We start from the raw sequence: 20431 nt of genomic DNA, 5'->3' as shown, positions 1-20431 counted from the left end.
AAGAAGGGGAGGTGCCGTAGTGCCCGTCGAGCCGACACCCAGGCGACGCCGTCTCGCCAGCGAGGTCCGGCTTGCCCGCAAGCGCCTTGGCTGGAGTGTTGAACAAGCTGCCGTCGAACTCGGATACGGCTCCGCGTCCACCGTCTCGAAGATCGAGAACGGCACTCAGGGGATCAAGCCGCAACAACTCCCGCACTTCTTCGCAGTTCTTGGGATCACCGAACCTGCGGTGCAGGAAGCCTGGCGCGACATGGTCCGGAACGCTCGCGACCAGGACTGGCACCAGCGCTACCCCGGTGTCGCGGACGATCCACTCGGCGACTACCTCGCCAACCTGGAGATCGCGAGCAGCTTGTTCATCTGGTCTCCCGTGGCCGTTCACGGCCTGCTCCAATGCGACGCCTACGAGCGGGCGGTGATCATCGCCGGCCGCGCCTGGAAGAGCGACGAGGACATCGATCGCTTCATCACCGTGCGGCGCAACAGCCGGCATGCCGCTCTCTCCCGCAAGACCCCGCTCAGGATTCGGGCGGTCCTGACCGAAGCCCAACTTCGCCAGGAGGTCGGCGGCCGGGCCACTGCCAGCGCTCAGGCGCTGCACCTCATCGAATTGGCCCGCACGCACAGGAACATCGCCATCCAGGTGATCCCGCTCTCGCACGGCGCGCACGCCGGCTGCGACGGCCCGTTCATGGCGTGGACGTTCCCGACCGGACACGACTCCGTCACCATCGAGGGCATGAAGACTGCCCTCCACCTCAACGACCCCGACACCGTCACCGACTACCACACCACCAGCGATCACCTGAAGACCGACGCACTGCCGCCGAAGGAATCGCTCGAACTCCTCGCTCAAATCGCCAAGGACCTTTCGTGACCCACGATCTCGCACCTCACCACCCAGTGTCCGATTCCGACAGCATCGTCACGGCAGAAGAGAAGAACTCCCTCGATCCGGCCTGGGTCAAGGACCAGCTCGAACGCGCGACGTGGCTGACAGCAAGCACAGGCGGGAGCAACTGCCTCCGGGTCGCGTTTCTTGACCGTGGGCTCGTCAGCACCGGCGACTCGCTGAATCCTGACCGGGCTCCCCTTCTCTTCGCAGCAGGCGAGTGGGACGACTTTCTTGCGGGCGCCAAGGCGGGACGGTTTGATCGTCCCTGACCCCACAACGCCGGGCATGTCGACTCGGCATCGGGGTGGCGCGAGTGTCAGCGCTCCAGGCCAACGCCATGAATGGCTGGGTACTGGTTTGCCAAGTCCCGCTGATCAGCGGGCTTCTGATGTGATTTCCCGGCAGTAGAAATGCGTACCGACTGTATCGTTGCTCGCCGCCTACGGGCTGGCCGTTCAGTGGGGGAGGTGTCCAAGTGCTGCGTATTGCCCAGCTCTGCCAGCGACGTGGTTGGACAAGGTATCTGATGTTCGACATCGAACTGAGTAGAGCCCGGAAGCTCGCTGCGCAGGGGGACGACAACCGGGACCTGCTGTTCGTGACGGTGTCGCGTCGGACCTTCTACCGTTGGATGGGTGACGGCGACCGGCATGAGCCGAAGCCGGAGACCGTGCGCGTATTGATGTACATGTTCGACATGCTCGATGAGCCGCCGATGGCCCTGTTTGAGGAAGTCGGGGACGTGCCTCTTGGCGCGGCTCCAAGCCCCTTCGATGCGAGTGCCCTGCTGGGCATCGGATCGGCGCCTTCGGCTGTGGACCCGGCGCTCCTGGCCCTGGCCGCAGGCCAGATCACCGAAATCGTGGAGCACTACGAGATGCTCGGGCCTCAGCAGTTGGCGCGTGAGGCACTGCTTCTTCGGTCCGTGCTTCACGTGCTTCTCAGCGGACGTCAGACGCTGCGCCAGCGCGAGCGCACGATGCAGTTATGCGGACAGGTCTCGGCCCTGCTCGGGTATATGTCGGTCAACTCCGGCCAGCCGCGAACAGCTGAGGGCTACCTCGCCGAAGCCATGGGCGTGGCGGTGGAGATCGAGGACACCGCGCTCCAGATGTGGGTGCTCGGCACGCAGTCGTTCAGCCTTTACTACCAGCAGGATTACAAGAAGGCGGACGAGGCGGCGCGGATGGCGGTCGAGCTGGACCCGAGCAGCCCGCTGGCGATTCGTCCGCTCATCAACGGGCGAGCCCGCGCGCTCGCCCGCCTCGGGGTGAAGCGAGAGGCCGAGTACGTGATCGGCGCCGGACTGGCCCTTGCCGGACGCGCGGACGATCTGCCGGAGGGCGTGAGTTCCTGCATCTCATTGGGCGCGTACTCGCCTGCCCGTACGCTCGCCAACGCGATTACAGCGCACCTTTCCCTCGGCGACACTTCGAAGGTGTTCTCCCTGGCCAAGGAGATCGAGCCGATGGTCGTTTCCTCTGAGTCGGTCTGGACGCGAGCCCTGGTGGGCCTCGACCTCGCAACCGCGCACCTCCAGGGCAACCGCCCCGACATCGAGCAGGCCATGGCGCTGGGCACCACTGCGATCGAAGCCGGCGGGATGCCCCCGATTCGCTCGGTCCACCAGCGAGGTGGCGAGCTGCTGCGACAAGCTGGTGCCTGGCGCGGCGAGGCCGGGGTGCGGGAGTATGCGGAGCGGCTGCGTTCCTGGGAGGCAAGTCCTCTCGTGGCCCCGCTCGTGGCGAGCGCGACGACCTAGCAAGGAGTTCTGGCACGTGCTTCTGACCGACAGCCGGGCGTTCCCGGCCGAGCCTCCCGCCGACCTGGACAGCCCGGAAGCGATCACCGCACACGACCAGTCGGTGTTCGACGCGACCGCGACCATGAAGAATCATTGGGACCGGGCGGGCTGGAGCTCGGAGCGACGTGCGTTGTACTGGTTCCTGACCTTCCCGGATAATTCCGCTCTGATCGGAGCTGCCCGCGCGTGCCAGGACGGGCTCGACGGGCTCGGCCTGGACCTGGTCCCGGCGGGCGGTCTGCACGTCACCGTGGTACGGATCGGCGAATCCGCGGACACCCCTCCGGAGGTGCTGGCGGAGCTGGTTCGGCGGGTCGGGCAGCTCGGGTTGAAGCGCTTCGAGATCGCGGCGCATCCGCTTGCCGGCTCCCAGGGGGCGGTCCGTTTCACCCTGGCGCCATGGCGGCCCCTGGTGAGACTTCACGCAGCACTGGCTGCCTGCGGGCAGGAAGCCGGGGTACCAGGCGGCCGACAGACCTCCTCGTTCCGGCCGCACCTGAGCATCGCCTACAACCCTTCGATCCGGCCGGCTCAGCCGATCATCGACCAGGTCTCGCGACTCCGGGAGATCCCGCCGATCCCGCTGGAGATCACCGGGGTGGACCTCGTGGAGCTGCGCCGGGAGGCACGTGAATACCGGTGGGAGGTTCTCCACCGCCTCGAACTTCAGTAGGCGGCGGATTCGGCACGGGATTCGCATGTCAAGCTGAGGTTCCACCCGTCACTGGATCTTGGCAAGGTCCAGGGTGTGGTGGTGCAGCTGTGCCCGTACCGAGGCATAGACGCTGTCGGCGAGTTCGATGTCGGACTCGCCGAACGCGTACAAGTTGGTGAAGTTCTGGACGATATGCTCGTGGTTGCCGAAGCCGGCGACTACAACCGTGTTCGGGCTCTGCTCGATGCAGTATCGCAGGGCGATCGCCGCCTCACCGCCCGGAAGATGCGAGACATGGTCGCGGAGCGGCCGTAGTCCTCGGCGGAGGGCAGCCCACGCGGATGCGGGAAGCTTAGGCATCGGCGAGATGCGTCGGCGGGTGTCAGCGAGAGTGCCTCTGGCCAGGGGAGCACAGAGAAGGAGCCCGACCTTTCGCCGCCGGGTGAAGGTGAAGAGATCCTCCCCTTGAACGATGACGAGCTGCTGCAGCGGGTTGAAGCGGGTCAGGACGACATCCGGTTGAACGACCTCGAAGACTTCCGCGAACCGCTGCGTCTGATCGGCTCCGGTTGTCCGGCTCGGATGGGGGCCGCGCAGTCCCACGGCGCCAATGACCCCCATACGCCGGAACGCCGCCAGGGCCTCGGCTGCCTCGTGGAGGTAGCGGTCGTCCGGCCCGAAGTCGAGACTCGGCAGAACGTAGAGCGCGACGTGGTCGTCCCGGAGGTTGTCCAGGGTCTGCTCCAGCTGGTGACGCACGTGAGGTGATGCGTACGGGTGGGGTGCGGTTCCGGCATTCTGGATCTTGGTGACGATTTGGAGTCCGACGCCTCGGTGCTCACCGATCAGCTGACCGAGAATTCGCTCGGCGTGGCCTTGGCCGTAGGTGTCGCCCGTGACGAAGAGAGTCGCGCCGGCCTCTACGGCGGCACGAAGTGCGCCGAGCGTCTCGCGGTCCTGCCGCAGGCCGCCGATGCCGGTCGAACGGCATCCGACGCCAAGTGGGTGGGCTTGGATCGTCCTGCTCAGATGGCGTGCAGCCGGGCTGGACAAGGTCACCGAGCCACGTCCTTCTCCGGGCTGAACAGTGCGGTGACGACCGTGCCTCCGGGGACCAGCTCGACGCACCATGCGGTCGCGCAGTGGTCCACCAATGCCAGCCCTCGCCCGCCTTCGGCCAGTTGGCCGGTAGAGCCCGAGCAAATCGGATCGTGAAGGACGGATGCTCGGTGGGTGATGGTGTCCGCCCCGTTCATCGCGTCCCTCACCGCGATAGTGATCCCGCTCGGGTACCAGCGGATCGTCAGTTCCTCCGCACCACCCGCATGGTTGATCGCATTGGCCACGACCTCGGTAGCGACCAGAACGGCGTCGTCGAGTTGCGAGGCAGGAACCCATCCGGAGACGACTTGCTTCACCATGGTCCTGGCGTAGGAGCACGGCGAGACGTGTGTGTTCAGCAAGGTTCGACGTTCGCCGATGAGATCGCCGAGTCGGAACTGCCCAAGCGTGGTGGAGGCTGCGAAGCCCATCGGCGCCTTCCTGCAACGTAGCCGTCGGATGCAGGTGGTCCTGCTCGCCCTCTCACCATCAGGCAACGCGGGCGGCAAACCAGTGCCAAGCCAGTGCCAAGCCGACGCCGACACCCACGAGCGGTGAGATGTCGTCACCAGAACATGGGCAATCCGTCCTGAAAAGAACTGGCCCTGAGCACAGACGGCGAGGGACCAGCGAACCCGGCACTGCCATGGCACTGCCATGGCACTGCCATGGCACTGGTTTGCCGTCTGGCCTACCCCAGAGTGGAATCCCTGGCCCCAATGAGGTCGTGGAAGCGCCCTCCGAGGCCGTCCGCGACTGTCACAGGGGCAGCCCGAACAACGGTCGCGACCGGGTCGTAGCCGGCACCGTCACCACCGTCCCTCACCATCCGGCAAAGGAGTACTTGTGCAGCCACATCCACAGTCGCTTTCCCTCAGCGATTTAGTGACCGCGACCACAGGTGCTGTCGCCGCCATCCACGTCAGTCCGGAGGGCCTGGTCATGGAGACCTCGCCCGGGATCGCCCGCGACGATGCCGACGGGTGGGCCGCCGCAATGGCCGCGTTGGGCACCGTGAGCGCCGCGAGCGTCGGCATCGTCGGCGACCTCACCGCCGGTGGGTACCCGTGGGGGCACAGCATCATCGAGGACCGGGTCGGCCAGACCCTCGTCCTGGTCGGTGCTCCCGATCAGTCGATGATCGCCGTGGTCGGCGCCAAGGGCGCGGACCTGGGGGAGATCGTCGGCCGGATGATCGAACTCGCGGACCGGGGCCTCCTCCTGCCGGTGACGGCGTGAACGCCTCACCGACTCTCCCGCTTCCCGATGTTCTGGCGGCCCCGCACTTCCCGGATCCAGCGAGTCCTGGGATGGCCGGTCTCGCCTGCTACCTCGCTCGGCGCGGGGCCCGAGTGACGGTAGCGCCGTTGCAGGACGACCGTTACGGCGAGATGATTCGGCGACTCGAGCGCGCCGGTTCCCTCGTGCAACCCGCGGACCCGCGCACCACGACGCTGGTCTGGGGCGGGCACGACGCGGCGGTACCGGAAATCCTGGAGGTCGCGACCGGCCGGTGCCTGCCGACGGTGAGCCACTCCCGGGCCATCGAGCTGCTGGCCGCCACGATGCCGGCGGTCGTCGCGGTCGTCGGCAGCCACTCCACCACGATGGTCGCCGCTGCCCTGACCTGCGCGCTGACCGTTCGTGACCCGGGCTGGATCCTCACCGCCTCCCCGCAGGGTGACGCGCCCGGCTACGACGGCGGCGGCGAGGTTCTGGTGGTGGACCTGTGCCCGGACCTCGCCCTTCACGACGCTGTGCCGCCCGGTCAACGACACCGCGCCTTGGGCTCCGGTGTGCACCCGGCAGTCACGGTGGTCACCGCCGCGGACGCCGCGCCCCCGCAGCACTTCTCGCGCGAGGAGGCGCTCGACGAGATCGAGGCCCTCGCCCGCCGCAGCGGGAGCGTGGTGGTGTGGTCCGAACAGCCGGGCTGCGCGGAGCTGGTGGAGCGGCTTCGCCGCAGGCCGGGCCCGCGGGTGGTGACAGTCGGGCGGGGCCCGGGCGTGGACGTGGCGGTCCTCGGGCTGCTGTGGAGCGGGGAGGACCACCGCCTCACGATCGAGGCCGCAGGTGAACGGTCCACCGTCACGGTGCCCGTCGCGGGCACGAAAGCAGCGCTCGGCGTCGCGAGCGCGTTCGCGGCCGGCTGGGCGCTCGGTGTGTCCGGTGCCGACCTCGCCGACGGCCTGGCCGTCTTCACCGGGGTCGAGCGCTCGCTGACCCGGTTGGGCGCGGCCGGCGGGATCACCGTGATGGAGTCCGTCGCACAGCACCCCGAGGAGATCGCCGCCGACCTCCAGGGCGCCCGAATGCTCACCGAAGGCGCGGTGGTCGCCGTGGTCGAGCCGGTCGGCCACCTACGCACCGCCGCGCTCGCCAGCCGGATCGTCCAGGCCCTGAACGGCGCCGATCACACTGTGCTGCTACCCGTCCTGTCCACCCAGGTCCGCGCCGCGCGCCACTCCGACGGCGCCGAGGCCCTCGCGCACGCCGACCGGCGGGGCACGCTCGTGATCCCCGAGACCGGACCGGGCCCGACGGGCGCCGAGGACGCGGCCGTGGACCTGGCCGTCTCCCTGCTCCGGACCGCAGATCTGGTCCTGACCGTCGGCCCCGACGCCGCCCGCCGCATCGGCCCCCGACTCCTGGCCGCGCTCGATCGGCCCCGGCCCGCCCAGTAGCGGCCCCGCTCCGCCAACTGGCCACCCCTGCCCGCACCCCGCCACAAGGAACTTCGCCATGCGTGTCTCCGTGCCCGAATCCGTGCCCGAGCGGCCCGACCTGTCCACGGCCGAGGTCCTGCTGCTGCGCCAGGTGGCCGGCGGCCATCTGATCGCGGCGGTCAGCCGCGCCACCGGTATCCCCGAGCCGGACGTCACCAGGTCCGTCGACGCACTTCTCGACAGGCTCGGCACGCGGCACCGCCACCGGGCCGCCGCCCTCGGCGTGGGCTGGGGTTGGGTGGGAAGGACGGACGTGCCCGTGTTGAACCCGAGCGGCAAGGCGCTGTCCGCCCGGCCGCGAGAGGTCCTGACGGGCCTGGTCGCCGGGGAGGCGACGGAGGAGACCGCGGCCCGGCTGGGCCTGGCGGAGGCCACCGTGCGGTCCTACGTGCAGACGATCCGGGTCACCCTCGGAGTGCGCTCCCGGCCGCAGGCGGCCGCCCGCGGCCTGCTCGCGGGGATCGTGCCGATGAGCGCCCTGGGCGAGGGCTGGCCGGACATCACGCTCGGCGCGGTCACGGCCGCCGCAACCGACGCGCGGCTGGCCGGTGCGAGGTGAGGTCCGGCCCCGGGGTCTGGGCGGCACTGGTCGGCGGGGCGGCGTGCGTACTGCTCGTGCTCGCGGCCGGTGCGGCGACGGACGCGGCGCTGCGGTACGGAAACGCCGGACAGGGCCAGGTGATACTGGCCGGCGCCACCTACATTTCCGGCCTGGGCCTGCTACTGGCCGCCCTGCTGCTCGGGCCCCGGGGTGGGCGAGGGGGCACGCGGTGAACCCCCATTCCGTCGAGGGCGCGCTGACCGCACTGCAGACCGCCGTCCTGGACCGGGTCGGCGTCGGGATGAGCAACCGCCAGATCGCCGCCGAACTCGCGCTGGGGCCCGACACTGTCAAGCGACACCTGGCGCAGGCGGCCGTACGCCTAAACACGCGGGGCAGGGTCCATTCGTTCGCGCGGGCCTGGCAGGCGGGCCAGGTCCCGCACGGCCGGCCGGTGGCCGAGGCACCCGGCACGGGCAAGGAGCAGACGCTGATCCTGCGGATCTGGGCGTCCGGTGGCGGTCAGGGCGACGTCGCCCGAGCCCTGCATGTCTCGCGCTCCACCGCTGGCCGCCGCGAGCAGGACGTACTCGCGCTCTTCGCCACCCGTCACCGCGCGGTCGCCGTACGCGGCGCGCTGGAGCACGGGCTGATCACCCCGGACGGCGCGAGCCTCGACGTCCTGTGCACCAAACCCACAGCGACCGAATCGAGCCAGGGGCGAACCTACCCACTCCACGATGAGGAGACGACCGATGCCCAGCCCCCCGTAGGCCGTCCGGATCCGGACGCCGCGAGCCGCTTCGAGGAGGTCCTGCGCCGCGCGTCGGGCATGGTCGTGCACCTGGGCACCCTGGCCGGACTGCCGCCCGCGCCGGCCTGCGGGAGAGGACGCGGTGATGAGCGACCCGCTGCCCGTCCGCACGCCGGCCGGGCCCTGGCCGCCGCCCCGGCCGAGCGCACCACCAGCGCCGACGCCACCAGTTCACCCTCACCGCCACGCCGCCGACCACCGTTCCTTCCGCCCGCTCCTCGCAAGGACGCCCATGCATCGCACCGCCCCCGGGATCGAGGACGCCGTCCTGCCCGCAGCCGCCCCTTCCCTCCCTGCCCGGCGTCCGCGTGCGTTCGCCGGCGTGACCTTGTGGCCGGACCAGGACGAGGCGGTCGACAAGGCCACCGCCGCGCTGAACACCACTCCACAGGTCGTCGTCCTGATGGCCTGCGGGTCCGGGAAGACCGTGGTCGCGGGCGCCATCGCGCAGGAGGTCCTCCCCCGCACCGGCAGTGTGCTGATCGCCGTTCCCACGCTGGACCTGGTCAGCCAGACCCTCGACCAATGGGCCAGCGCCTTCGGCCCCGATGCCCTCGGCGAGGTGATCGCGATCTGCTCGGACCGGCGGGTCCTCGGTGACGCCTCCGCCAGTCGTGGTGCCCGGGTCGTCAGCGATCCTCGGGAGCTTGGCGACCTCAGGGCGACGGGGCGACGGATCACCGTGATCTGCACCTACCAGAGCCTGCACATCGTGATCGCCGCCCACCAGTCCGGCGCCGGTGTCTGGGACCTCGTCATCGCCGACGAGCTGCACCGCTCGGACAGCAACACCTGGGCGCGGATCCACAATGATGGGCTCGTTCCGGCCCGGCTCCGGGTATCTCTGACGGCGACCCTCAGGGACCTCGTCGGCACCGACGGCATACCGGTCCGGCCCGACCGGTTCGGGCCCGTCGTCCACCGGCTGTCCGTGGGCGAGGCCATCGAGCGGGGCCGGCTCGCCGACTACGAGCTGGTCATCGCCGACGCCTCCGCCCGGGCCGTCGCCGACCTCGTCCGCCAGGGCACCTTCCTGACGGTGGGCCCCATGCACGTCGAGGCCGGTGTCGTGGCGAAAGCCATCGCGGTCCTGCGCGCGGCCGCGGAGCGCGGCTCCCGCCGCATGATCACCTACCACTCGACGGTCGCGGCGGCCCGCGCCTTCGCCCAACTCCTGCAACACCTGGTCGCCCACCTGCCGTCCGAGCACCGGCCCGCCTCGCTGTGGACCGGACACGTCCACGGCCGGCAGGACCGTGCCGTGCGCCGCCGGATCCTCGACCGCTTCCGGTCGAGCACCGAGGGCCTCGCGGTCCTCACCAACTCCCGGCTCCTGATCGAGGGATTCGACTGCCCGGAGACCGACGCCGTCGCCATCGTCGACCCGCGCCGTTCGAAGATCGAGGTCACCCAGATCGCCGGACGGGCCCTGCGCCGGGGTGACCGGAGCCGCGAGAAGGTCGCGGCCATTATCGTCCCGGCCATCACCGCAGCGAACGCCGGTGAGGACAGCGGGTTCGACACCGTCCTGGCCACCGTCGAGGCCATGGCCGCCATGGACGAGCGGCTCTACCGCCACCTCACCCGCATGCGACGCGCCCGCGACCGCCCCGCCCGACCGGCCCAGCCATCGGGGCTGCCCAAGTGGATCTCCTTCAGCGGGGCCGGCGAGATCTCCGTCGGCTTTATCGAAGCGATCACCACCAGGGCCGTGCTGTCCACCGGTTCCCGCCGGGAGCGGCACCTGGCGGACCTGAGGGCCTTTCGCGCCAGGACCGGACACCTGCGCGTCGCGCGGGACTGGATCGGCCCCAGCGGGGAGAGGACCGGGCAGTGGCTGAACAATGCCAAGTACCGGTACCGCCAGAACTCCCTGCCCGCCTCCGTCGTATGCCGGCTCGAAGACCTCGGTGTCGTCTGGCACACCGGGGACGCCGAATGGAAGCAGTTCCTCCAGGACCTGACCGACTACAAGGCCGCGCACGGCAATCTCCTGGTGCCCAGCCGATACGTCACGCCCGGCGGTCGGCCCCTCGGCTCCCAGGTCCGTGTCAGGCGAAGGCGGGGCGACTTCCTCAGCGCCGACCAGCGCCGCGAACTGGACGCCCTCGGATTCGTGGCCGACGTCGCGGAGGAGCGCTTTCTGGGCAACATCGCGCTGCTGAGGGAGTTCGTGGAGGAGAACGGCCATGCCCGCGTACCGCCATCGGACCGAGGCGGTGACCGCGATCGCCTCGGGAACTGGCTGAAGAACTGCCGAAGGAACGCTCGCCAGGGACGGCTGCCGCTGTGGCAGCACACCGAACTGACGGCATGCGGCGTCGAACTTCCCCTGCATCCCGACAGCACGACCGACCCGCAGCACGAGTAACGCCGACACCTTCATCGCCGGGGTGGAGAAGCACCGCACCTTCGGCCTCCGGCTCCCCAGTCGCGCCTGCACCGCCCTGGAGGAGTGAAGACGCAGGAAGACCGCGGCCAGCCGGTCGTGGTCACAGGCCCCAAGGCCGAATCCGAAGGGGGGAAAGACGAGTGACCTGCGCCAGCTACTCAGGCTGCTATCTCCGCCCGCAGGCGGGTGAGGGTGCCCAGCGCCTGCTCGTGGACATCCGGGAGTCCGCTACTGGCCCGGATAACTCGCTGAACTTGGTGAGGCAGCCGATGAAGCTCGGCTCCGTCCAGAGCAGCGTGCATCTGCTCGCCGGCCGCGTCCCGGTCGCCGCGTCGGAGCAGGATCTGGCCCGCGGTGATCGCGGAGATGATGCGCCACTGCGGGCTGGTCTGGAACCCCGGCGCGGGGGCGCGTTCCAGGAGTTCGACGGCGCGGGGAACGCGGCCGGTGGCGGCGAGGCCGCGCACTTGGACCTCGTGGAGGGTGAACTCGGAGAACAGCGGAGTGGCGTTGGCGGTGTCGAGCAGGCGTCGGCTCTCGACGACGGCGTCGTCGAAGACCGTTGTGGCGCCGGCTGTCCCGGCGGCGCGGGCGAGGAGGATAACGGACGCGGCGCGCTCGTCAGGGGTGCGGGAGAGGTCTCGGGCGCGGCCGAGGCGTTCCAGGGCGGCGTGGTGCAGGCCGGCCTTGCGCAGTTCGTTGCCGTGGTGGCGCAGGGCGTGGGCGTGCAGGGCCCGGTCGTCGAGGCGGCGGGCAATGGCGACGCCCTTGCCGGTCCAGCGCGCCGCGGTGGCGAGGCGCTCCTCGGGCAGGACGTGGCCGAGGGCGACGCCGAGGCCGACGCGAGCGCGAGCGAGCAGACGCAGGACGTCGGTGTCGGTGTGGCCGTCGGCGGCGCGGGCTTCGAGGCGGACAACCAGGGGCCAGAGTTCGTCGACGGCGGCGGCGGCCTGTCCGGCCTGGCGGGCGATCTCGGCCAGGCGCAGGACGCTCTCACCGAACTGGATCATGGCGTGGTGGTCTCCGTCGGCGTCGTCGGTGATGCCGAAGACGTGGGGCGGCAGGCCGAGGCTCTGGGCGATGTGCCGCAGCGCGCCGATGTCGGTGATGGTCCGGTTTCCGTTCTCCACGCGGGAGATGTAGCTGGTGGAGTAGCCGAGGAGGGTGCCGAGTTCCTCCTGCGGAAGCTGGTTGAGCTGCCGGTAGAAAGTGAGGATCTCGGGCAGGCTGCGGCGGCGCAGAATGTCCTGGGCCCGGGGGGTCGTCCAGTGCCAGCGGATGCCGCCGTGCGGGTCGCGGCGTGTCACCGGTCAGGCCCGGCCCTGCAGTTCGTACCAGCGGGCGACGGAGTCCTTGTAGCCCTGGGGCATGACCAGGTGGGGCACCTCGTCGCGGTGGAAGAGCGCGGCTTCCTTGTGCTCGTGGCTGACTGCCGGCGGCCGGTGGGCGTCGGTGGCCGTGCAGCCGTAGGTGACGATGAAGACCTTCCGGCCGGGGATGGGCTCGTACATCCACACGTCCAGCAATGGGCCGGCGGTGGCCGTCCAGCCGCTCTCCTCGCGGATCTCGGTCTCCACCCGCTGTTCCGGTGTCTCGGCGCCTTCCAGCTTTCCGCCGGGCAGCTCCCACTCGGCCCGTTCGTTCTTCAACAGCAGCACTCGCCCCTGCGGGTCGAGGACCACGCCCTTGATCGAGATCGGGAAGGCCGGCGGCACATAGGGCTGTTCAGTCATCTCTACTTCCACGGCGCACGGACGGGCACGGGCCCGACGAACGTAGCAGCCGAACGCCGCCAAACGCTCTCACGGTGCAGTGATCGATCTTTGACAATTTGTCACTTCACTCGGGGCGGGTGCGCCCGCCACAGTGTGTCCTCTCCCATCCGCCCGTTCTCACAAGGGGGATCCTCCATGCCGTCTTCCGGTACCGCACTGCCCGCCGCAGGCGAAGAGTTCACCCTCGGCGCGCTGGGTGGTGACGGGTTGGAACGGGCCGCAGCCGTGCTACGCGAGCGCGGCCTGGTGCGGCTCTCTCGCCTCGGCGGTCGCAGCGATGTGCTCGACACGGCGGCGCTGCTGATGTCCGCGCGGTGGCAGCACCGCGACGCCGATCCGGACGGATTGACCGTCATTCGCGACACCGGCCGGCACGAGGGCCGGACGGGCTTCGCCGGCCTCGGACGCGGCGACCTCGCGCTGCACACCGAGTGTGCCCAGCTGCCCCAACCGCCTCGGCTGATGCTGCTGGCCTGTGCGCGGGCGGCCGAGGAGGGCGGCGAGAGCCTGGTGGTGGACGGCCGAAGTGTCCTCGCCGAACTGGCGGCCTCCCACCCGACCGCGCTGGAGGCCCTCTCTGGGCCGCGGGCCGCGTACTTCGGCGGATCGGACGGCCACTTCGCCCCCGTCCTGGAGCACCTGCCCGACGGGCGATGGCGCCTGCGGCTGCGCCAGGACGAGCTGGCCCGGTTCTCGCCCGAGGCCGAGGCCCACCTGCCCGCGTTGCGCCGAGCCGTCGAGCGCCACACCACCCGCCTGCGCCTGGCCTGCGGGCAGGGCCTCGTGCTGGACAACCACCGCGTCCTGCACGGACGCACCCGCTTCACCGGGGAGCGGCTGCTGCTGCGGGCACTCGGACAGCCGCACCCCTCTCTCGGCCTGGCCGCCGGATTCCCGGCCCCGTGGCCCGCCCCCGGCCCGGCAGGCACCGCACCCCCGGTGGACCGCGGCTGACCGCGGCTGCATCCGGGCGGCCACTTGCCCCCATGTCTTCCGGGGCGGATCCGACGGTCCGCCCCGGACTCACCGACTCCTGGTGATGCGAGGCGCATCCCGCGCTCTGCCGCCAGGTCCCGCAAGGGAAGTCCCCACAGGAGGAACACATGGCCCAGAAGATCACCGCCGAGACCAAGGCCGCCCCGGTCACCGTCAACGACGAGTTCGACCTCGACGTCCGCACCGTCGAGACCACCGACGCGGCCAGCCTGCAGGTCCTGACCGACGACGGCTGCGGCAGCACCTGCGGCGCCTGCACCACCGGCGTGCACTGACCCGCCCGGCCGGTGCCCCGGGGGAAGCACCCCGGGGCACCGGCCGCCACCCCGACCCGATCCGCCCCGACCCCGAGGTCCGCCACCCATGCGCCCAACCGCTTCCTACCGCGCCGCCGGCGTGGCTCTCGTGCGTGCCGTCGCGGACCCCGTCCCTGCGGTGCCTGCCTGGCCGGACCTCGACGAGGCGGGCCAGGCCGACCGTCAGCTGCAGTGGCTGCGCGAGGTGTGGGCGGAGCCGAGCCTCGCCGAGGCCCTCGAACAGGCCAGCCCTGTCCTCGCCCAGCAGGTCCGGCAGCTCACCGCCGCCGACGGCCCCGAGCCCCGCAAGGTGCGGCACGCGGCACTCTCCACCGCCCGCTACGTGCTGCGCGCGACAGGCCGCCCCACTCCGTTCGGCTACTTCGCCGGCGTGCAGGGCGCCTCCTTCGCCCCGGTGTCCGCCCTGCGCTGGGGGCGCGGACACCGCGCCACCCGTACAGCCTCGGCCGCGCGGCTCGACGAGGCGGTCAAGCAGTTGGAGCGCCTCCCCGGTCTGCTGGACCTCCTCGACGTGGTCGCGAACAACACCGTCCAGGTCCGCGGCGAGCGCCTCGTCGTTCCGCACCGCCCGCTCGCCCGCCCCGGCCTCGGCACGGCCGCCGCCGAGACGACCCTGCGCCGCACCCGCCCCGTCGCCCTCGCTGCGGAGACCGGCCGCGCCCCGGTCCGCTTCCGCGACCTCGCCGAGAAGGTCCGCGCCGAGTTCCCCACCGCGACCGCCGAACAGGTCACGAACGTCCTGACCGAACTCGTCACCCACCGCGCACTGATCACCAGCCTGCACGCGCCGTCCACCGACCCCGCCCCCGTCACTCACCTGCACACCACCGTGCAGGGCGTGGGGGCCGCCGAACTGCCGGGCGTCGCCGAGATCCTGGACAACCTGCGCACCGCCGGCACCGACCCCGCGGGGGCGACCGTCGACCTGCGACTGGACGCCGACGTCGTCCTCCCGCAGGCCGTGGCCGACGAGGCTGCCCACGCCGCCCTCCTCCTGACCCGGCTCAGCCCGGCTCCCAAGGGAACAGCCGCGTGGCGGGCCTACCATCAGCGCTTCTACGAGCGGTACGGCCGGGGCACGCTGGTGCCGCTGCTCGACGTGGTGGCGGACAGCGGGATCGGCTGGCCCGACGGCTACCCGGGTGCCCGGCCCGCCGACCGCCCGCGGTTCGACGAACGCGACGAACTGCTCGCCGCCCTCTCCCAGCGCGCGGCGCTCGACGCCGAGCACGAGGTCGTCCTCGACGACGCCCTGCTCGCCTCGCTCGACCTCGCCGGGGACGAGCCGCGGCTGCCCCCGCACCTGGAGATCATCGCCCGCATCCACGCCCGCACCCGGGAAGACCTCGACCGAGGAGCCTTCCACCTGGAGGCCGTCACCGCGTCCCGCGCGGCCGGCGTCTCCGTCGGCCGCTTCCTCCACCTCCTCGAACCCGCACACCGGGCCGCGTTCACCGGCCTGATGACCAGCCTGCCGACGATGGACGAGCACGCCGTCACCGCGCAGCTCTCGTACCCGCCGCTGGACGGGGCGAGCGGGCACGTCGCCCGCAGCATCGCCACCGGTCAGCTGGTGATCGCCCTCGCCGAGCACCGCCCATCCGCAGACGGCGTCCTCGGTCCCGAGGACCTGGCGGTGGGCTGCGACGGGCGGCGCATGTACCTGGCCGCGCCGGCGCTCGGGGTGCGGATCGAGGCCGCCGCCACCCACGCCCTGAACCTGCGAACCCACACCCCGCCGCTGGCCCGGCTGATCACCGAGCTGTCCCGCGCCCACACCGCGCAGGTCACCCGCTTCTCCTGGGGCGCCCTCGGCGCGCTGCCGTTCCGGCCCCGGCTTCGGCACGGCCGCGTCATCGTCTCCGCGGCCTCCTGGCGCCTGACCTCTGCCGAACTCCCGGCCACGACCGCCGGGTTCGCCGAGTGGGACAGGATGCTCTCGGGGTGGCTGGCTCGGCGCCGTGTCGCTCGGCACGTCACGCTGGCCGCCGACAGCCAGGGCCTGCCCCTGGACCTCGACCACCCCGGTCACCGCGTCCTGCTGCGCGAGCACCTTCGCTCCGCCCCGCACGCCGTCCTCGTCGAGGCCCCAGAGCCGGCCGACCTCGGCTGGGCCGGCGGCCGGGCCCACGAGATCGCCATTCCGGTGACGGCCACCCGGGCCCCTGCCTGGCCGCGCCTGCCCATGCCCACACCGGCCAGGATCCTGCGACGCGGCCACGGCGACGCCCCCGCCACCTCCCCGGTGCTCCTCGCCTCCCTCTACGGCGACCTGGAACGCCAGGACACCGTCCTCGCCCGCCACCTGCCCGACCTGCTGGAACGCCTCGGCAACCCGAGGTGGTGGTTCGTCCGCTTCCGCGACCCGCGCCAGCACCTGCGGCTGCGCATCGCACTGCCCACCCCGGACGCCTTCGGCCCCGCCGCCACCGTGATCAGCGGCTGGGCCGCCGAACTCCACCACGCCGGGCTGCTGTCCGAGGTCGTGTACCCGACCTCCTACGCGGAGACCGGCCGGTGGGGCGAAGGCCCGGCCTGGGCCGCCGCCGAGCAGGTCTTCCGCGCCGACTCGGCCGCCGTCCTCGCCCACCTGACCCGGATCGCGCTCCCCGGACGCGAGGCCCTGCTGGCCGCCCACGCGGTCGCCATCGCGGCCCGTTTCACCGGATCGGCAACCGCTGGGCTGCGCTGGCTGATCGCCAATGTCCCCTCCAAGCCCCCGGCGCCCGTCGCCCGGCCGGTGTTCGCCGAGGCGGTCCGCCTCGCGGATCCGGCCGGCGACTGGGCCGCGCTGCGCGCCGAGCCCGGCGGCGCCGCGGTCGTCGACGCCTGGGCCCCACGCGATGACGCACTGGACGCCTACCGCCGTCACTTCCCCGGGCCGTACACCCACGGTGTGGCGGCGGACGACGTGCTCGGCTCCCTGCTGCACTGCAGCTTCGTCCGGGCGCATCGCATCGACTTCGACGACGAGGCCCGAGTCCTGTACCTGGCCCGCGCTGCCGCCCTCGCCCGCCTCTCCCGGGACGGTGACCTGTGAACGCCCCGCACCCCGCCCTTCGGCTGTCCGACCGGATCGCCGAACTGCTCACCGACCCGGCAGCTGCCCCCGTGGCCTGGTCGTCGCGCCCGCAGTGGCGCCAGTCCCTCGCGCACGGCGCCCCGGGCATCGCCCTACTGCACATCGAGCGCGCCGCCACCGGACTGGGCCCGTGGGAACCGGTACGCGCCTGGCTGTCGATCGCCGCCAGTACCGCGGTCACCAGCGGGACGGACAGCTACCTCTACTACGGCGCCCCGGCGCTCGCCCACGCCCTCACCTGCGCCGCCCAGGCCCGCCCCGGCACCTACCAGCGTGCCCTCGACCATCTCGACCAGGTCGTGGCCGCCGACGCGTTGCGCCGCTGCGATCAGGCCGAGGCCCGGACTGCACGGGGCGACCTGCCGACACTCGCCGAGTTCGACACGATCCGGGGGCTGACCGGCATCGGCTCGGTCCTGCTTCGCCGGGCCCCCGACGGGGAGCCGATCCGGCGGATCCTGACCTGCCTGGTCCGCCTGACCGAGGACGTCAAGCACGACGGGGAGGTCCTGCCCGGATGGTGGACCCTTGACGGCCCGTCCGGCGAGCGGGACGAGCGGTTCCCCGGCGGGCACGCCAACAACGGCCTCGCGCACGGGATCGCCGGGCCGCTCGCGCTCCTCGCCCTCGCGCTTCGGCGTGGCATCGAGGTCGACGGCCAGCGCGAGGCGCTCCGCACCGTCCTGGCCTGGCTGGAGCGCTGGCGCGACGGCCACGCCTGGCCGTACTGGATCACCCCCGCGCACTTGTCCGGCCCGGACCGCAGACCGCTCGCGCCGCAGCGGCCGGGCTGGTGCTACGGCACCGCCGGCCTCGCCCGCGCCCAGCAGCTCGCCGCCCTGGCCCTCGCCGACCCGCACCTGCGAAACGACGCCGAGAGCACGCTGGCCACCGCGCTGGTGGACCCGAAAGCTCTCGCCGCGACCACCGACCTGTCCGCCTGCCACGGCTACGCCGGGCTCGCCCACATCGCCCACCGCACCGCCGCCGACGCCACCCCGCGCAACGCCGGCCGGCTTCGCTCGGCCGCCGCCCTGCTCCTGGACACCACCCACCCGCCGCACGCCGACCCCGACGAGCAGGCCCACCGCCTCCTGGCGACCGCAGGTCCGGCCTTCCTGGAAGGCGCCGCCGGGACCGCCCTGGCCCTGCTCGCCCCCGCCACCGACAGCACCCCCGCGACCCGCTGGGACGCCTGCCTGCTCACCTCCTGACCACCCGACCGAGGACCGATCCGATGACCACCGGCTGGATCCAGCACGACCTCGCCTTCGCCGAACCCGCCACCGTCGAACCAACCGCCGCCCACCACCTGGCCCCCGTGCTCGCCTTCGCCCAGGACAACGGCGACCTGGACGGCTGGTGGTACATGCGCAAGAAGGGGCTGCGACTGCGCTACCGGGCCGCCGCCCCCGTGCCCGTCCTCACCTCCCTGCTGGACACCCTCGCCGAGGAGGGCCTCGTCACGGGCTGGGCCACCGTGATCTACGAGCCCGAGACCGAGGCGTTCGGCGGCCCCGAGGCCATGGAGATCGCCCACCGCCTCTTCCACGCCGACAGCCGCCACCTGCTGGCCCGGGCCGCCGAGCCGAACCCGCCCGCCCTCGGCCGCACCGAGACCGTCGTCGTCCTGACCTCCACGATGCTCCGCGCGGCCGGACTCGACTGGTACGAACAGGGCGACGTCTGGGCCCAGTTCGCGATGCTCCGCAATACCCCCGTACCCGTGGCCCCCGAACGCGCGGTCACCCTGACTGCGGCGATGCGCCACCTGATGCGCCTCGACACCTGGGCCCTCACCCGCGACACCACCCCGCTCGCCCACCACGGCGGCTGGGTCCACGCCTTCGAACAGGCCGGGCAGGACCTCGCCCGCCTCGCCCGCGACGGCCGCCTCACCCGCGGGCTGCGGGCGGTCCTCGCGCACCACCTCCTCTTCCACGCCAACCGCGCCGGCCTGCCGGTCGACCACCAAGCCGCTATGGCCGCACGGGCGTTGGACGCCGTCTTCCACTCCGGCGAGGGCCCAGCGCCCTCGATGCCCACCATCCGCACCACTACTAGGGTCACCCATATGACTACTCTCAGCAGCGACACCGCTTCCGCCAGCCCGACCGCCGAGGAGCTGCGCGCCGCCCTCACCGACCGCCTGCTCGAACAGGGCGCCATCCGCACCACCGCGGTGGAGGACGCCTTCCGCACCGTCGCCCGCGAGCACTTCCTGCCCGGCTTCCCCCTGGAGACCGCGTACGCGGACAACCCCACCTACACCAAGGCCGACGGCTCCGGCACGCAGATCAGCGCCGCCTCCCAGCCCGCGATCGTCGCCCTGATGCTGGAGCAGCTCGACCCGCAGCCCGGCGAGCGGATCTTCGAGGCCGGCGCGGGCACCGGCGTCAACGCCGCCTACATGGGTCGCATCATCGGCCCGGACGGGCACGTGACGGCCGTGGACGTGGACGAGGACCTCGTCGACGGCGCCCGCAAGCACCTCGCCGACGCCGGCATCACCAACGTCGAAGCGGTCCTCGGCGACGGCGCCCTCGGCCACCCTGCCGGCGCGCCGTTCGACCGGATCATCGCCACCGTCAGCACCAGCGAGATGCCCACCCCGTGGCTGGAGCAGGTCAAGCCCACCGGGCGGATCGTGCTGCCGCTGCGGCTGCGCGGCACCGCCTCCCGGACCATCGCCTTCGAGCGCGGCGAGGACGGCTGGGTGTCGGTCGACGACCAGCTCGCGGTCTTCATGCCGCTGCGCGGCAGCATGGACGACGCCCGCCGCACCGTCCACCTCACCGGCGAGGGAGACGTCACCCTCCAGGTCCACAAGGACCAGGACGACGCCATCGACGCCTCCCTGCTGCTCGGCGTCCTCGACAGCGGACGCCACGAGACCTGGACCGGGGTGACCATCCCCGGCGGCACCACCTACGAGTACCAGGACCTGTGGCTGGCCCTGATGCTGCCCAACTCCCTGATGCGGATGAGCGTCACCGGCTCCGCCCGCGAGCGCGGCATCGTCACCCCGATGTTCGGCTGGGGCGCCATGGCCACCGTCCGGGACGGCTCCCTCGCCTACCTCATCCTGCGCCCCGGCGAGCCCACCGCCGACGGCCGCAAGACCTACGAGACCGGCGTCATCGGCCACGGCCCCGACGGTGCCGCGCTCGCCGACCTCGTCGCCGAGGAGATCCGCGTCTGGAACGCCGGCTTCCGCACCCGGAGCCTGCGCATCGCCCTCCCCGACACCCCCGGCGCCGCCGACCCGGCGGCCGGCCACTTCGTCCTGGAGCGCCCGAACCACCCGATCACCGTCACCTGGGAGTAGCCGCC

19 protein-coding genes and 1 pseudogene are annotated in these 20431 nt (G+C 71.8%); 15 read left to right on the top strand and 5 right to left on the bottom strand.

Translation table 11 applies throughout. The features are described from left to right. Nucleotides 1-19: 19 nt before the first annotated feature. The 4 genes from ABT263_RS08425 to ABT263_RS08410 all read left to right on the top strand — a co-directional run bounded on the left by ABT263_RS08425 (nucleotide 20) and on the right by ABT263_RS08410 (nucleotide 3372). Nucleotides 20-877, top strand: a complete 858-nt coding sequence (locus tag ABT263_RS08425) for a helix-turn-helix domain-containing protein (RefSeq protein WP_352288915.1) — start codon at nucleotides 20-22, stop codon at nucleotides 875-877. Continuing rightward, entirely contained in the window at nucleotides 874-1164 is a 291-nt protein-coding gene (locus ABT263_RS08420) for a DUF397 domain-containing protein (protein ID WP_352288912.1), read from the top strand. The genes ABT263_RS08425 and ABT263_RS08420 overlap by 4 nt, the downstream gene beginning before the upstream one ends. A gap of 257 nt (nucleotides 1165-1421) precedes the next feature. Then, nucleotides 1422-2657, top strand: coding sequence for an NsdA family TPR-like regulatory protein (locus ABT263_RS08415; protein WP_352288909.1), 1236 nt, complete (start codon nucleotides 1422-1424; stop codon nucleotides 2655-2657). A 16-nt stretch (nucleotides 2658-2673) separates the two neighbouring features. After that, nucleotides 2674-3372 (top strand): 2'-5' RNA ligase family protein, encoded by a 699-nt coding sequence (locus tag ABT263_RS08410; RefSeq protein WP_352288906.1) that lies wholly within the window; start codon nucleotides 2674-2676, stop codon nucleotides 3370-3372. 48 nt (nucleotides 3373-3420) lie between these two features. Here the strand turns inward: ABT263_RS08410 and ABT263_RS08405 are convergent, their stop codons facing one another. Both ABT263_RS08405 and ABT263_RS08400 read right to left on the bottom strand, forming a co-directional pair. Beyond that, on the bottom strand, nucleotides 3421-4413 hold the full coding sequence (locus ABT263_RS08405; RefSeq protein ID WP_352288903.1) for an aldo/keto reductase: 993 nt from the start codon (nucleotides 4411-4413) through the stop codon (nucleotides 3421-3423). Next, entirely contained in the window at nucleotides 4410-4886 is a 477-nt protein-coding gene (locus tag ABT263_RS08400; protein WP_352288900.1) for an ATP-binding protein, read from the bottom strand. The genes ABT263_RS08405 and ABT263_RS08400 overlap by 4 nt, the downstream gene beginning before the upstream one ends. Nucleotides 4887-5340: 454 nt before the next feature. On the opposite strand from ABT263_RS08400, the gene ABT263_RS08395 reads away from it, so the two are divergent. From ABT263_RS08395 to ABT263_RS08375, 5 genes and pseudogenes are all read left to right on the top strand, one after another. Beyond that, nucleotides 5341-5694, top strand: a complete 354-nt coding sequence (locus ABT263_RS08395) for a hypothetical protein (protein WP_352288897.1) — start codon at nucleotides 5341-5343, stop codon at nucleotides 5692-5694. Nucleotides 5695-5879: 185 nt separating this feature from the next. Then, nucleotides 5880-7139, top strand: coding sequence for a glutamate ligase domain-containing protein (locus ABT263_RS08390; RefSeq protein ID WP_352288892.1), 1260 nt, complete (start codon nucleotides 5880-5882; stop codon nucleotides 7137-7139). Between the two features lie 58 nt (nucleotides 7140-7197). Continuing rightward, nucleotides 7198-7740, top strand: coding sequence for a helix-turn-helix transcriptional regulator (locus ABT263_RS08385; RefSeq protein ID WP_352288889.1), 543 nt, complete (start codon nucleotides 7198-7200; stop codon nucleotides 7738-7740). Beyond that, on the top strand, nucleotides 7737-7955 hold the full coding sequence (locus ABT263_RS08380) for a hypothetical protein (RefSeq protein ID WP_352288886.1): 219 nt from the start codon (nucleotides 7737-7739) through the stop codon (nucleotides 7953-7955). The genes ABT263_RS08385 and ABT263_RS08380 overlap by 4 nt, the downstream gene beginning before the upstream one ends. 68 nt (nucleotides 7956-8023) lie before the next feature. Next, a pseudogene (locus ABT263_RS08375) lies at nucleotides 8024-8071 on the top strand (hypothetical protein); the annotation flags it as partial. 33 nt (nucleotides 8072-8104) lie between these two features. Here ABT263_RS08375 and ABT263_RS08370 read toward each other — a convergent pair. Further along, nucleotides 8105-8566: a hypothetical protein gene (locus ABT263_RS08370; protein WP_352289014.1), complete on the bottom strand. Its 462-nt coding sequence runs from the start codon at nucleotides 8564-8566 to the stop codon at nucleotides 8105-8107. Between the two features lie 202 nt (nucleotides 8567-8768). Between ABT263_RS08370 and ABT263_RS08365 the strand changes: the two genes are divergently transcribed. Beyond that, nucleotides 8769-10907, top strand: a complete 2139-nt coding sequence (locus ABT263_RS08365; protein ID WP_352288883.1) for a Helicase associated domain protein — start codon at nucleotides 8769-8771, stop codon at nucleotides 10905-10907. Nucleotides 10908-11086: 179 nt separating this feature from the next. On the opposite strand, the gene ABT263_RS08360 is transcribed toward ABT263_RS08365, so the two are convergent. Both ABT263_RS08360 and ABT263_RS08355 read right to left on the bottom strand, forming a co-directional pair. Next, nucleotides 11087-12235, bottom strand: coding sequence for a helix-turn-helix domain-containing protein (locus ABT263_RS08360; RefSeq protein WP_352288880.1), 1149 nt, complete (start codon nucleotides 12233-12235; stop codon nucleotides 11087-11089). A gap of 3 nt (nucleotides 12236-12238) precedes the next feature. Continuing rightward, a complete protein-coding gene (locus ABT263_RS08355; protein WP_352288877.1) occupies nucleotides 12239-12661 on the bottom strand; it encodes an NUDIX hydrolase in 423 nt (140 codons plus the stop codon). Nucleotides 12662-12838: 177 nt separating this feature from the next. Here ABT263_RS08355 and ABT263_RS08350 point away from each other — a divergent pair, with 177 nt between their 5' ends. The 5 genes from ABT263_RS08350 to fxlM all read left to right on the top strand — a co-directional run bounded on the left by ABT263_RS08350 (nucleotide 12839) and on the right by fxlM (nucleotide 20426). Next, on the top strand, nucleotides 12839-13657 hold the full coding sequence (locus ABT263_RS08350; protein WP_352288874.1) for a TauD/TfdA family dioxygenase: 819 nt from the start codon (nucleotides 12839-12841) through the stop codon (nucleotides 13655-13657). Between the two features lie 149 nt (nucleotides 13658-13806). Then, on the top strand, nucleotides 13807-13974 hold the full coding sequence (locus tag ABT263_RS08345) for an FxLD family lanthipeptide (RefSeq protein ID WP_352288871.1): 168 nt from the start codon (nucleotides 13807-13809) through the stop codon (nucleotides 13972-13974). A gap of 160 nt (nucleotides 13975-14134) precedes the next feature. Further along, nucleotides 14135-17056: a lantibiotic dehydratase gene (locus tag ABT263_RS08340; protein ID WP_352288868.1), complete on the top strand. Its 2922-nt coding sequence runs from the start codon at nucleotides 14135-14137 to the stop codon at nucleotides 17054-17056. Beyond that, the gene (locus ABT263_RS08335; RefSeq protein WP_352288865.1) at nucleotides 17053-18312 is read left to right on the top strand and encodes a lanthionine synthetase C family protein; all 1260 of its coding nucleotides are present in this window, start codon (nucleotides 17053-17055) and stop codon (nucleotides 18310-18312) included. Before ABT263_RS08340 ends, ABT263_RS08335 begins: the two co-directional genes overlap by 4 nt. A gap of 23 nt (nucleotides 18313-18335) precedes the next feature. Further along, a complete protein-coding gene (fxlM, locus tag ABT263_RS08330) occupies nucleotides 18336-20426 on the top strand; it encodes a methyltransferase, FxLD system (protein ID WP_352288862.1) in 2091 nt (696 codons plus the stop codon). Nucleotides 20427-20431: the final 5 nt, after the last annotated feature.

The sequence above is a fragment of the Kitasatospora sp. NPDC001603 genome (genome assembly GCF_040298365.1).
Classification (GTDB): domain Bacteria; phylum Actinomycetota; class Actinomycetes; order Streptomycetales; family Streptomycetaceae; genus Kitasatospora.
This window is presented reverse-complemented; position numbering and strand designations above follow the sequence as displayed.